The 12,654-nt window shown below is 69.8% G+C and carries 14 protein-coding genes; 10 read left to right on the top strand and 4 right to left on the bottom strand.

Annotated features, from left to right (window positions below):
- Positions 1 to 1,374, bottom strand: a 1,374-nt coding sequence (locus tag VOI19_RS04265) for an MFS transporter (protein WP_323791713.1), incomplete at its 3' end; no start/stop codon positions are given.
- Positions 1,375 to 1,464: 90 nt separating this feature from the next.
- Here VOI19_RS04265 and VOI19_RS04260 point away from each other — a divergent pair.
- Positions 1,465 to 2,247, top strand: a complete 783-nt coding sequence (locus VOI19_RS04260) for a DUF3027 domain-containing protein (protein ID WP_323791712.1) — start codon at positions 1,465 to 1,467, stop codon at positions 2,245 to 2,247.
- 24 nt (positions 2,248 to 2,271) lie between these two features.
- On the opposite strand, the gene VOI19_RS04255 is transcribed toward VOI19_RS04260, so the two are convergent.
- The 3 genes from VOI19_RS04255 to VOI19_RS04245 are packed head-to-tail and all read right to left on the bottom strand — an operon-like array spanning position 2,272 to position 4,290.
- On the bottom strand, positions 2,272 to 3,333 hold the full coding sequence (locus VOI19_RS04255; RefSeq protein ID WP_323791711.1) for an FUSC family protein: 1,062 nt from the start codon (positions 3,331 to 3,333) through the stop codon (positions 2,272 to 2,274).
- A 7-nt stretch (positions 3,334 to 3,340) separates the two neighbouring features.
- Complete coding sequence (locus VOI19_RS04250; RefSeq protein WP_323791710.1) at positions 3,341 to 4,000, bottom strand: class I SAM-dependent methyltransferase; 660 nt, start codon at positions 3,998 to 4,000, stop codon at positions 3,341 to 3,343.
- Entirely contained in the window at positions 3,997 to 4,290 is a 294-nt protein-coding gene (locus VOI19_RS04245) for a DUF2530 domain-containing protein (protein WP_323791709.1), read from the bottom strand. The genes VOI19_RS04250 and VOI19_RS04245 overlap by 4 nt, the downstream gene beginning before the upstream one ends.
- A 90-nt stretch (positions 4,291 to 4,380) precedes the next feature.
- Here VOI19_RS04245 and VOI19_RS04240 point away from each other — a divergent pair, with 90 nt between their 5' ends.
- From VOI19_RS04240 to VOI19_RS04200, 9 genes are all read left to right on the top strand, one after another.
- The gene (locus VOI19_RS04240; protein ID WP_323791708.1) at positions 4,381 to 4,827 is read left to right on the top strand and encodes a MarR family transcriptional regulator; all 447 of its coding nucleotides are present in this window, start codon (positions 4,381 to 4,383) and stop codon (positions 4,825 to 4,827) included.
- A gap of 169 nt (positions 4,828 to 4,996) precedes the next feature.
- Positions 4,997 to 6,298 (top strand): MFS transporter, encoded by a 1,302-nt coding sequence (locus VOI19_RS04235; RefSeq protein WP_323791707.1) that lies wholly within the window; start codon positions 4,997 to 4,999, stop codon positions 6,296 to 6,298.
- Positions 6,299 to 6,442: 144 nt separating this feature from the next.
- Complete coding sequence (gene rpsL / locus VOI19_RS04230; RefSeq protein ID WP_179503044.1) at positions 6,443 to 6,817, top strand: 30S ribosomal protein S12; 375 nt, start codon at positions 6,443 to 6,445, stop codon at positions 6,815 to 6,817.
- On the top strand, positions 6,817 to 7,287 hold the full coding sequence (rpsG, locus tag VOI19_RS04225) for a 30S ribosomal protein S7 (protein ID WP_323791706.1): 471 nt from the start codon (positions 6,817 to 6,819) through the stop codon (positions 7,285 to 7,287). Before rpsL ends, rpsG begins: the two co-directional genes overlap by 1 nt.
- 110 nt (positions 7,288 to 7,397) lie before the next feature.
- On the top strand, positions 7,398 to 9,509 hold the full coding sequence (gene fusA / locus VOI19_RS04220) for an elongation factor G (RefSeq protein WP_323791705.1): 2,112 nt from the start codon (positions 7,398 to 7,400) through the stop codon (positions 9,507 to 9,509).
- Positions 9,510 to 9,594: 85 nt separating this feature from the next.
- Positions 9,595 to 10,788: an elongation factor Tu gene (tuf, locus tag VOI19_RS04215; protein ID WP_323791704.1), complete on the top strand. Its 1,194-nt coding sequence runs from the start codon at positions 9,595 to 9,597 to the stop codon at positions 10,786 to 10,788.
- Positions 10,789 to 10,892: 104 nt separating this feature from the next.
- Positions 10,893 to 11,222 (top strand): DUF4190 domain-containing protein, encoded by a 330-nt coding sequence (locus VOI19_RS04210; protein WP_323791703.1) that lies wholly within the window; start codon positions 10,893 to 10,895, stop codon positions 11,220 to 11,222.
- A gap of 74 nt (positions 11,223 to 11,296) precedes the next feature.
- The gene (gene trmB / locus VOI19_RS04205; RefSeq protein WP_323791702.1) at positions 11,297 to 11,959 is read left to right on the top strand and encodes a tRNA (guanosine(46)-N7)-methyltransferase TrmB; all 663 of its coding nucleotides are present in this window, start codon (positions 11,297 to 11,299) and stop codon (positions 11,957 to 11,959) included.
- 13 nt (positions 11,960 to 11,972) lie between these two features.
- A partial coding sequence (locus VOI19_RS04200; protein ID WP_323791701.1) for a homocysteine S-methyltransferase family protein occupies positions 11,973 to 12,654 on the top strand: 682 nt, incomplete at its 3' end.

Below are 12,654 nucleotides of genomic sequence, written 5' to 3'. Positions count from 1 at the left end.
CAGTCCCAGCCCGGCCAGGGCCAGGACTCCGTAGAAGAGCGCACCCATCGCCACCATCGCCGCATCGGCGAGCAGTGCCGCGACGACGGTCGCCGCGGGGTTGATCTTCTTCAGCACCGAGGCGAGGAAGATCCCGATCGTGTTGCCCAGCCCGGCGCCGCCGATCACGATGCCGAGCAGCAACGCCTCCTTGCCCTCCCAGCCCGCGAGGGGCTGGTCGCGCAGCAGGAAGGCCATGTACATCGTCAGGAAGCCCGAGAGCCAGCGCGGGCCGCAGTTGGCGCGCAGGGCGAAGGCCACCGCGGGAGGGATGTTGGTGCCGCGCCGCGCGCCGGCGTCCGGGTCGGTGCGCAGGCTCACCTGCTGCTCGCCCTCGCTGGAGTCGACCTTGGCGGGCAGCAGGATCGCGGCGACGGTGCCGGTGACGAAGATGAGGAAGGCCAGCCGCAGCGACCACTCCGCGCCGAAGTAGGCCGTGCCACCCGCCAACGGTGCCGCGATCGCGCCGCCGACCACGCCGGACAGCGAGACCCGCCCGTTGGCCTTCACCAGGGTGAGGTTCTCCGGGAGCAGGCGCGGGATCGCGGCCGCTCGAGTGACGCCGTACGCCTTGGACGAGACGAGCACGCCGAGCGCGGCGGGATAGAGCAGGGGGGAGTCGATCGCGACCGCTCCGGCCAGCACCCAGCAGAGGAACGCGCGCAGGGCGAAGGTCGCCCCGATCGCCCAGCGGCGGCCGTGGCTGAAGCGGTCGAGGAACGGTCCGATCAGCGGCGCGACGATGGCGAACGGCAGCATCGTGAGGCCGAGGAACAGGGCCACCTGGCCGCGCGCGTCGCTGGTCGCCCCCGCGAAGAACACCGTCGTCGCCAGCGAGATCGCGACGGTCGCGTCGCCGGCTGCGTTGGTGGCGTGCAGGTAGATCAGGCGGTGGAGCCCGGAGTCCTCCGCGCCCTGGGCGGTCGCTGCCTTCTGGGCGTTGCGCACCGCGGCCCGACTGACCTGCCCGGTGACCCGTCCGGTGACCTTCGCGGTGGCCTTGACGCCACGTGCGGTCGCCTTGGCCCCGGTGCCCAGGCCGGTCCCGAGCCCCTGGCCGACCGCGCGCGCACGATCGCCCGGAGTCGAGGCGCCCACGGAGCCCGGTAGGTCGGCCGGTAGGTCGGCCGGTGAGTCGGTCGGTGGGCCGTACGGCGGGTCGGCCCGCGGACCGGCCGGGGGCCCGTGCGGAGCCCCCGACGGAGGGTCGTACGGGGGCTCGTACGGGGGGTCGTAAGGGGGCTCGTGCGGGGGGTCGTAAGGGGGCTCGTGCGGGGGCTCGTGAGCGCCGTCCGACCCCGGCGAGGGGCGGTGGTCGGAGCGGCCGGACGTCATGGGTCCCATCCTGCCCGGTGGCCCCATCATTCACCTGTCAGACCCGCCCCGGACCTGACATCGCTTCGGCGATGAGCCATGCTGTCGCCTGTGAGCACTCCCCTCAAGCCCCTCGAGCGCCGCGAGCAGCCCGACTCGGTCGCGGCGGCCGCCGTCGACCTGGCTCGTGCAGCCCTGCTGGAGGAGGTCGACCCGGCCCAGGTCGGTGACCACCTCGGCGTCGAGAGCGAGGGTGAGCGCGTCGTCACCCACTTCTTCGCCGCCACCATGCCCGGCTACGTCGGCTGGCGCTGGTCGGTCATCGTGGCGCGCGCCTCGCGTCAGAAGAAGGTCACGATCGGCGAGGTCGTGCTGCTGCCCGGCGACGAGGCGATCGTGGCCCCGGCGTGGGTGCCCTACCGCGAGCGCATCAAGCCCGGCGACCTCTCGCCCGGCGACCTGCTGCCGGTCGACGACGACGACCCGCGCCTGGTCCCCACCTACGCCTTCGGTGACGACCCGCTCGACGCCGACGACAAGGCTCAGATCCGCGAGGTCGCCAAGGACCTCGGTCTCGGACGCGTGCGCACCCTCTCGCCCGAGGGCCGCGACGCGGCCGCCGAGCGCTGGTACGACGGCCTCGGCGGGCCCGACTCGCCCCTGGCCCAGGGCTCACCCGACCCGTGCTCGACCTGCGGCTTCCTGATGCGCCTGGCCGGCCCGCTCGCCCAGACCTTCGGCGTGTGCGCCAACGGTGACGCCAACGACGACGGCCGGGTCGTGGCCTTCCAGCACGGCTGCGGCGCGCACTCCGAGGTGCGCCTGGCCAAGAAGCACGAGCCGATCCCGCTGCCCGACCACGTGGTCGACACGCTCACCCTCGACGCTCTCTGACCCCTCGCCCCGACCCCGATGGGGTCAGCGCGGCGGGGGCGGCAGTGCGTCGGTGGCCTCGAGCTGCTCGAGGCCGCTGATCATCAGCAGGTCGACGACCACCGAGCGCAGCTGGGCGAGCACCACCTCGGCCGTCATCTCCTCCGAGCGCTCCACCAGCCCGCTGGCCTCGCCGACGGCGAGGAGGGCAGGTCGCGCGCCGACCGCCATCCGGTCCTCGCGCAGCTCGGTGATCACCAGGTCCACGGCGTCGGCCAGGTCGCGCAGCAGGCTGAGGTAGGACGGCGGCACCGGTCTGCGGTGGTAGGTCGCGACCGCCACCTGGCGCACCAGCACGCGGGTGCTGCGCAGGGCTCGGTCAAGAGGGTCGACCAGCTCGGCCATCCGGCGGATGCCCGGCTTGTGGCGCACACGGAACGGCGACGACGCGACCACGGCCATGCCCTCGTCGGCGGCCATCCGCAGCTGGCGGATGAGGCTGTCGGTGCTGCGGGCGTCGGCGAGCAGGTCGAGCCCGCGCTCGGGGTCGTGGTCCTCGAGCACCTGCGCGCCCCCGCGCACCAGCTGCGCCACGGTGTCGAGGACGACCGCGACCTGCTCACGAGGACGACGGAGCGGGGCAGCCGGCACCACGGTCGCCGCTACAAGCGCGACCAGGCCGCCGATCAGGGCGTCGGTCCAGCGGAGGAACGAGGCGCCGGCGCCCGGGACGACGAGGGCCACCACGAAGATCGACTGCACGGCTGCCTGGTTGATGAACAGCGCGCCGGCGTCCATCAGCACCGCGGCCGACATCGCCAGTGCCACGATCAGGGCGATCTGCCAGGCTCCCGATCCCACCTGGCCGACGAGCAGGTCGCCGAGGAAGACGCCGATCGCCACGCCGGCGGTCACCTCCACCACGCGACGCAGGCGCTGGGCGTAGGAGGTCCCGAGGCTCACGACCGCCGCGACCGGGGCGAAGACGGGCGTCTCGTGGCCCAGCAGGTCGCGGGCTATGAACCAGGCGATGCCCGCTGCCACGGCGCACTGCGCGATCTGCCACTGCCTGGACCGGAACCGGTCCCATCCCTGCCGGAGGTCCACGGCTGGCTCAGCCCTGGTCTCGCTGCGCCGGTCGGCCGGGAGCCGACAGCACCCAGACGGCGTACTCGTCGGTGGGCGGGTGCAGCTCGTAGGACCCGGCGTGCAGGTCGACCTGTAGGCCGCTCGCCTCGACGTCAGCGGTGAACTCGGCGGGGGAGTAGTGCCGGGCGAAGTCCGGTCCGCCCCCGGCGACGTGGAAGCCCACCAGGATCCGCCCGCCCGGCGCGAGCAACGTCGCGAGCCGGGTCAGCACCTGACGCTCGGTGCCCTCGGCGAGCAGGATCATCACGTTGCCGACGCAGACCACCAGGTCGTACGACGTGGGGTGGCCGCCGGCGGCGAGCCGCTCCGGTGTCAGCATCACCGCGTCCGCCTCGACCACGCTCAGGTCGGGATACGTCGCCCGCGACTGGGCGACCAGCGGCGGGTCGGGCTCGACGGCGAGGACGTCATGGCCGCGCGCGGCCAGGGCCGACGAGACCCGTCCCATGCCCGAGCCGACGTCGAGGATCCGCGCGCCACGACCCACGAGCACGTCGGCCAGCCGGGCCTCACCGTCGACGTCGGCGCCCTCGGCGACGAGGGCCGCGAACTTCTCCCCGTAGCCGGCGTTGCGCTCACCGGCGGCGGCCCAGCGGGTGGTCGGAGGGGTGACCTGCTCGCTCACGCGGCTTTCTCCTCCTGCTGCGCCAGCCGCACGCGGCGGCGGCGACGGCAGTACTCGAGACCGAGCAGACCGAGGCCGACCCCGGCCAGGCAGGTCCACAGCCACCAGGAACGACCGTCGTCGCTGAGGCGTCCGTAGAAGGGGAGCAGCGCGAGGAAGGCGATGAAGAAGATCGCGGTGCCCACCTCGACCGTGCGCACCCCGTCGACGTCGAGCGGCTCGACGTCTGCGATCACGTAGGTCTTGTTGCGGAACTCGTGCTCCGCAGGTTGCTCGTCGCTGAAGTCCACGACCCCAGGCTATCCGGGCTCCTGCGCTCGAGCCCGGACGGCGCCGAGCCCGGCGGGAATAGTTAGCAGAGGTAACGACTTGTACAGGTGATGCCCACCGTCGCCCGCGCCGCCCGAACCGACGCCGGACTCGCCTCCGAGCTCCGGTTCTCCGTCATGCGCCTGCGGCGCCGGCTCGCGGGGGAGCGTCACCCCGACAACGAGCTGAGCATGAACGCGATGGCCGTGCTCGGCTCGCTCCACCGCAACGGCGACCTCACCCCGGGCGAGCTGGCGGCGCACGAGCGCGTGCGGCCACCGAGCATGACGCGCACGGTCGCCTGCCTCGAGGACGGCGGCCACGTCACCCGCCGTCCGCACGACACCGACCGACGCCAGGTCGTGGTGAGCCTGACCGACCACGGCCGCGACACGCTCCTGGCCGACCGGCGCCGCCGCGACGAGTGGCTGGCCCTGCGGCTGGGCGACCTGACCCCCGACGAACGCGCCGTCCTGCGAGCGGCGGCCCCGATCCTGGAGAAGCTGAGCACCGCATGAATTTCTTGCCGACAAGACCAGCGCAACCACCAGACCGGGGTCCTCGCGACGTTGTTCGCCGGGGGAGCCGCTGGGGGGCCTCGCGGCGTTGTGCTCCGGAGGAGCGCAGCGGGGGAGGTCACAACGGCGTGGGGTACAGCGAAGCGGAGGAGACGAAGAACGTCGTGGGGTGGTCTTGAGTCCGACGTTCCGTTCCCTGCACAACGCCAACTACCGCCTGTACGCCGGCGGCAACCTGGTGTCGAACATCGGCACCTGGATGCAGCGCGTCGCCCAGGACTGGTTGGTGCTGCTGCTGACGGCCAACTCGGCCGCGGCGATCGGCATCACGACCGGCCTGCAGTTCCTCCCGATCCTGCTGCTGTCGCCGTTCGCCGGCGTCATCGCCGACCGCATCCCCAAGCGGCGCCTGCTCCAGATCACCAACGTCGGCATGGCGGCTCCCGCCCTGGTGCTGGGGGCCCTCGCCGTCACCGGTGCCGTGGAGGTCTGGCACGTCTACGTGCTCGCCTTCGTGCTCGGCATCTCGGCGGCCTTCGACGCCCCGGCCCGTCAGTCGTTCGTCTCCGAGATGGTCGAGCCGGCCGACCTCAGCAACGCGGTGGGTCTCAACTCGGCGAGCTTCAACGTCGCCCGCATCGTGGGGCCGGCTGTCGCGGGCCTCTCGATCGCGCTCCTCGGTGGCGGCGTCACGGCGACCGGCTGGGTCATCCTGGCCAACGGCCTGAGCTATGCGGCCCCGATCATCACCCTTGCCCGGCTCGACGGCGCTCGGCTGCGGGTGGCCGACCTGGTGCCACGCGGACCCGGCCAGATCCTCGCCGGCGTCTCCTACGTGCGCAGCCGCCCTGACCTGCTGCTGATCCTGGCCGTGGTGTTCTTCACCGGAACCTTCGGCCTCAACTTCCAGATGACCTCGGCCCTGATGGCCACCGAGGTGTTCGACAAGGGCCCCACCGAGTACGGCCTGCTCGGCACCTTCATGGCGGTGGGGTCGCTGGCGGGCTCCCTCATCGCGGCCGGACGGGTGCGGGTGCGCCACCGACTGGTCGTCGGAGCCGCGGTCGCCTTCGGCGTGATCGAGGTGATCGCCGGACTCGCGCCGTCGTACCTCACCTTCGCCCTGCTGGCCCCCCTGCTCGGGCTGGCGGCGCTGACCATGATCACGGGCGCCAACACCTTCATGCAGATGAACACCGATCCCGGCATGCGCGGACGGGTCATGGCGCTCTACCTGATGGTCTTCATGGGCGGTACGCCGCTCGGCTCGCCGCTGATCGGCTGGGTGGGCGAGGTCTACGGAGCTCGCTGGACCCTGATTGTGGGCGGTCTGGTGACCGTGCTGGGCGTCGTCGTGGCAGCCGCGATCTACGTGCGCACCGGGCATCATCACGTCGTGGTGTGGGAGGCTCGCCGAGCGCGTGCCGAGGCCCGGAGGCGCGATTTTGCTCCAGTGTCGGGCGGCCGGTAGCCTCGGTCCTCGTGCCTGGGTCTCCTAGGCACTGACGCGTGCCCGCAGTCGGGATCACGCCGCAGCAAGGCACAGAGCACGAGAGCTACATGCGTGCCCGGCAGGTCGTCGGGCACTGAGAGCAACACGAAAGGGAACCACCAGGTGCCCACCATTCAGCAGTTGGTCCGCAAGGGCCGTCAGGACAAGGTGTCCAAGAGCAAGACGCCTGCCCTCAAGGGTTCGCCCCAGCGTCGCGGTGTCTGCACCCGCGTGTACACCACCACCCCGAAGAAGCCGAACTCCGCTCTCCGCAAGGTCGCCCGCGTGCGCCTGTCGAGTGGCGTCGAGGTCACCGCTTACATCCCGGGTGTCGGTCACAACCTCCAGGAGCACTCCATCGTGCTCGTCCGCGGCGGCCGGGTGAAGGACCTCCCCGGTGTCCGTTACAAGATCATTCGCGGCTCGCTCGACACCCAGGGTGTCAAGAACCGCAAGCAGGCACGCAGCCGCTACGGCGCCAAGAAGGAGAAGAGCTAATGCCCCGTAAGGGTCCGGCCCCCAAGCGGCCGATCGACATCGACCCCGTCTACGGTTCGCAGCTGGTCTCCCAGCTCGTCTCCAAGGTGCTCCAGGACGGCAAGAAGCAGGTTGCCCAGCGCATCGTCTACACCGCGCTCGAGGGTTGCCGCGAGAAGAACCAGACCGACCCCGTCGTGACGCTCAAGCGTGCGCTGGAGAACGTCAAGCCGGCCATCGAGGTCAAGTCCCGCCGCGTCGGTGGCGCGACCTACCAGGTCCCGATCGAGGTCAAGGGCACGCGCGGCACCACGCTCGCGCTGCGCTGGCTCGTGGGCTACGCCGCCGACCGCCGTGAGAAGACGATGCACGAGCGCCTCATGAACGAGATCCTCGACGCCTCCAACGGCCTCGGTGCCGCGGTGAAGAAGCGCGAGGACACGCACAAGATGGCCGAGTCGAACAAGGCTTTCGCCCACTACCGCTGGTGACGTTCCTCCGGCTGTGGGTGATCACCACTGGTGCTCACCCGCGGCCGGGGTCCAGGGGCCTCGCGCCCCACACCGCCCTTTCTTCAACCTCCTAAGGAACGCTGACTCACGTGGCTGTCAACATCACCACCGACCTGAACGTCGTTCGCAACATCGGGATCATGGCGCACATCGACGCCGGCAAGACCACCACCACCGAGCGGATCCTCTTCTACACCGGGATCAGCTACAAGATCGGTGAGGTCCACGACGGCGCTGCGACCATGGACTGGATGGAGCAGGAGCAGGAGCGCGGCATCACGATCACGTCGGCCGCGACGACCTGCTGGTGGAAGGACCACCAGATCAACATCATCGACACCCCCGGGCACGTCGACTTCACCGCCGAGGTCGAGCGCTCGCTGCGCGTCCTCGACGGCGCCGTCGCTGTCTTCGACGGTGTCGCCGGCGTCGAGCCGCAGACCATGACGGTCTGGCGCCAGGCCAACAAGTACTCCGTGCCGCGCATGTGCTTCGTCAACAAGCTCGACCGCACCGGTGCCGACTTCTTCCGCTGCGTCGACATGATGGTCGACCGCCTCAACTCCACCCCGCTGGTCCTCCAGCTCCCGATCGGCGCCGAGGGCGACTTCCTCGGAGTCGTCGACCTCGTCGGCATGCGCGCCCTGGTGTGGCGCGGCGAGACCGCGATCGGCGAGGACTACGAGATCGAGGAGATCCCGGCCGAGATGGCCGAGCAGGCCGCCGAGTACCGCGAGAAGCTTCTCGAGACCCTCAGCGACGCCGACGACCAGATCATGGAGAAGTTCCTCGAGGAGGCCGAGTTCTCCGTCGAGGAGATCGAGGCCGCCATCCGTCGCGCCACGCTGGCCGACAAGCTCAACCCCGTCCTCTGCGGCACCGCCTTCAAGAACAAGGGCGTCCAGCCCCTGCTCGACGCGGTCGTCAAGTACCTCCCCTCGCCCCTCGACGTCGACGCGATCGTCGGCCACTCGGTCAAGGACGAGAACGAGGAGATCCGCCGTCTGCCCTCGGACGACGAGCCCTTCTCCGGTCTGGCCTACAAGATCGCCACCGACCCGCACCTCGGCAAGCTGATCTACGTCCGCGTCTACTCCGGCAAGCTCGACGCCGGCTCGACCGTGGTCAACTCGGTCAACGGCCGCAAGGAGCGAATCGGCAAGGTCTACCAGATGCACGCCAACAAGCGTGAGGAGATCGCCTCGGTCGGTGCCGGTCAGATCGTGGCCGTCATGGGTCTCAAGGACACCAAGACCGGTCACACGCTCTCGGACCCGAACAACCAGGTGATCCTGGAGTCGATGACCTTCCCGGCCCCGGTGATCGAGGTCGCCATCGAGCCGAAGACGAAGAGCGACCAGGAGAAGCTCGGAACCGCCATCCAGCGGCTCTCCGACGAGGACCCGACGTTCACCGTCAAGGCCGACGAAGAGACCGGTCAGACGATCATCGCCGGCATGGGCGAGCTGCACCTCGAGATCCTCGTCGACCGCATGAAGCGCGAGTTCCGCGTCGAGGCGACCGTCGGCAAGCCGCAGGTGGCCTACCGCGAGACGCTGCGCAAGGAGGTCACCAAGCACTCCTACACGCACAAGAAGCAGACCGGTGGTTCGGGTCAGTTCGCCAAGGTCGTCATCGACCTCGGCCCCAACATCGACCCGGAGACCGGCGTCGGCGCCGGCTACGAGTTCGTCAACGCGACCTCCGGTGGTCGCGTGCCGAAGGAGTACATCCCCTCGGTCGACCAGGGTGGCCAGGAGGCCATGGAGTTCGGTGTCCTCGCCGGCTACCCGATGGTCGACGTGAAGTTCACGCTCCAGGACGGCGCCTACCACGACGTCGACTCCTCCGAGCTGGCCTTCAAGATCGCGGGCAACCAGGCCTTCAAGGAGGCCGCCCGCATGGCAAAGCCGGTCCTGCTCGAGCCGATGTTCGCCGTGGAGGTGACCACGCCGGACAGCTTCCTCGGCACGGTCATCGGCGACATCAACAGCCGACGGGGCCAGATCACGGCACAGGAGGAGCGTCACGGCGACATGGTCGTCAACGCCCTTGTGCCGCTGTCCGAGATGTTCGGGTACGTTGGCGACCTGAGGTCCAAGACCTCTGGCCAGGCTTCGTACTCGATGGAGTTCGACTCGTACGCCGAGGTTCCCACGAACGTCGCCGACGAGATCATCAAGAAGGTCCGGGGCGAGTAACCCACCCGGTTCAACTCGCCGAGGACCCTCGGCGCACCATCCCACCCAGTACGAGTCAAGTACCAAACAACCAGGAGGAGCCCCCGTGGCTAAGGCGAAGTTCGAGCGGACCAAGCCGCACGTCAACATCGGAACGATTGGTCACATCGACCACGGCAAGACGACCTTGACCGCGGCGATCACCAAGGTGTTGCACGACAAGCACCCCGACCTCAACGAGGCCTCGGCCTTCGACGAGATCGACAAGGCTCCCGAGGAGCGTCAGCGCGGCATCACGATCTCGATCGCTCACGTCGAGTACCAGACCGAGAACCGTCACTACGCGCACGTCGACTGCCCCGGTCACGCCGACTACATCAAGAACATGATCACCGGTGCCGCGCAGATGGACGGCGCGATCCTGGTGGTTGCCGCGACCGACGGCCCGATGCCGCAGACGAAGGAGCACGTGCTCCTCGCCCGCCAGGTCGGCGTTCCCTCGATCGTGGTCGCGCTCAACAAGTGCGACATGGTCGACGACGAGGAGCTCATCGAGCTCGTCGAGATGGAGGTGCGCGAGCTCCTCAGCGAGTACGAGTTCCCGGGCGACGACATTCCGGTCGTTCGCGTGGCTGCTTTCCCGGCGCTCCAGGGCGACGAGAAGTGGGGCAACTCGATCATGGAGCTCATGGACGCCGTCGACGAGGCGATCCCGACTCCCGAGCGTGAGACCGACAAGCCGTTCCTCATGCCTGTCGAGGACGTCTTCACGATCACCGGTCGCGGCACGGTCATCACCGGTCGCATCGAGCGCGGCATCGTCAAGGTCAACGAGGAGGTCGAGATCATCGGCATCCGCGAGACCGCCCAGAAGTCGACCGTCACCGGTGTCGAGATGTTCCGCAAGCTGCTCGACGAGGGTCAGGCCGGCGAGAACGTCGGGCTGCTGCTCCGTGGCACCAAGCGCGAGGACATCGAGCGCGGCATGGTCGTCATCAAGCCGGGCACCACGACCCCGCACACCAACTTCGAGGCGTCCGTCTACATCCTCTCGAAGGACGAGGGCGGCCGTCACACGCCGTTCTTCAACAACTACCGCCCGCAGTTCTACTTCCGTACGACGGACGTGACCGGCGTCGTGACCCTCCCCGAGGGCACCGAGATGGTCATGCCCGGCGACAACACGGAGATGTCGGTGGAGCTGATCCAGCCCATCGCCATGGACGAGGGCCTGCGTTTCGCGATCCGTGAGGGTGGCCGCACCGTCGGCGCCGGCCGGGTCGTCAAGATCACCAAGTGATCATCTGATTCATCCACGAGGCCCCGCACCCAGATCTTGGGTGTGGGGCCTCGTGCTGTGTGCGGACGTGTGCGGGGCCCCTCGAGGGTGAGAGGATCTCGCCCATGACTGAGCAGCCTCCCCAGAACCCCTACGGTGCCCCGCAGTACGGCGGCTACCAGCCGCCCCGGGACCACCCGCAGGCCACGACGATCCTCGTGGTCGGGATCCTCGCCCTCGTGCTCTGCCAGCTTGCCGGCCCCTTCGCCTGGGTGATGGGCGGCAAGGCACGCAAGGAGATCCAGGCCTCCAACGGTCAGATCGGCGGGCTCCAGCAGGTCACCATCGGCTGGATCCTGGGGATCGTCTCCACCGCGCTGCTGATCCTCGGCGTCGTCGTCGCCGTGGTCTTCTTCGGGCTCGTCGTCACGACGGCCACGACCACCGGGTACTGAGCGTGGGGAGCTCCGACATCGATCGTTCGCCACCGGCCCGCCCGCACCTCAAACTGACCGACAACGGTCGGCGGGTGCGCGAGGTCCTCACCTACTCGCGGCGCGGCAGCCGGTTCACCCCTCGACAGGAAGCAGCGTGGGAGGCCCACCACGAGGCGTGGGTGATCCCCGACGAGGCCGTCGACGTCCCCGGGTTCTCGTTCGAGGACCACTTCGCTCGCCCGGCGCCCCTGATCGTCGAGATCGGCTCGGGCATCGGAGAGGCGACCGCTGCGCTGGCGGCGGCGCGCCCGGATCACAACGTGCTCGCCCTCGAGGTCTGGCGCCCCGGTGTCGCGGACACCTTGGCGCGCCTGGCCGAGGTGGGGGTCGACAACGTGCGGCTCTGCTCGGTCGACGCCGTCTGGTGCGCCGAGCACCTCCTGGCGCCTGGCAGCCTCGCTGAGCTGTGGACGTTCTTCCCCGACCCGTGGCACAAGGCACGTCACCACAAGCGGCGCCTGGTGAAGCCGGAGTACGCCGCGCTGCTGTCCTCGCGGCTCGCCCCCGGAGCGCTGTGGCGGCTCGCGACCGACTGGGCGGAGTACGCCGAGCAGATCGTCGAGGTGCTCGATGCCGAGCCGCTCCTCGAGGGTGGTGCGGTCGAGCGCTGGTCGGAGCGACCCGTGACGAAGTTCGAGAGAAGAGGACTCACGGCCGGTCGCCAACCGGTGGATCTGCGCTACCGTCGGAGGTGAGCGAGGAGACGCCATGGGGCCTGCGGACGGATGGGTGACTGACGGCGGGCTCGAGACCGACCTGATCTACCACCGAGGCTTCGACCTCCCGGCCTTTGCCGCGTTCCCGCTGCTGGAGCACGAGGCGGGCCGCGCCGCGCTGACCGACTACTTCCGTGGATATGCGGACGTCGCCGTCGCGGCGGGTCGACCGCTGCTGCTCGAGACGCCCACCTGGCGCGCCAACCCCGACTGGCTCCGAGCACTCGGCTACGACGAGTCAGCGGTGACCGACGTAAGCCAGGTGGCCGTGCGCTTCCTGCAGGAGCTGGCGGCGTCGTGGGCGCTCGACGTCCCCGCAGTGCTGGTGGGTGGCGTCCTCGGCCCGCGCGGCGACGGCTACGTGCCGGGTGAGCAGATGGAGATCGCCGAGGCGACCGACTACCACCTGCCGCAGCTGACGGCGTTCGCGACAGCCGGCGCCGACCGCGCCACGGCCCTCACCCTCACCGACGTGCACGAGGCGATCGGGGTGGCGCGGGCCGCGCACGAGGTCGGGCTGCCGGTGGCCATCGGCTTCACGGTCGAGACCGACGGCCGTCTTCCCGGCGGTCTCGGCCTGGGTGAGGCGATCGACCTGGTGGACGCCGCTGCCGACCCGGCCTACTTCGTCGTCAACTGTGCCCACCCCGACCACGTGCGGCCGGGCCTGGAGC

The organism is Nocardioides sp. (assembly GCF_034670285.1).
Taxonomy (GTDB): domain Bacteria; phylum Actinomycetota; class Actinomycetes; order Propionibacteriales; family Nocardioidaceae; genus Nocardioides.
This window is presented reverse-complemented; position numbering and strand designations above follow the sequence as displayed.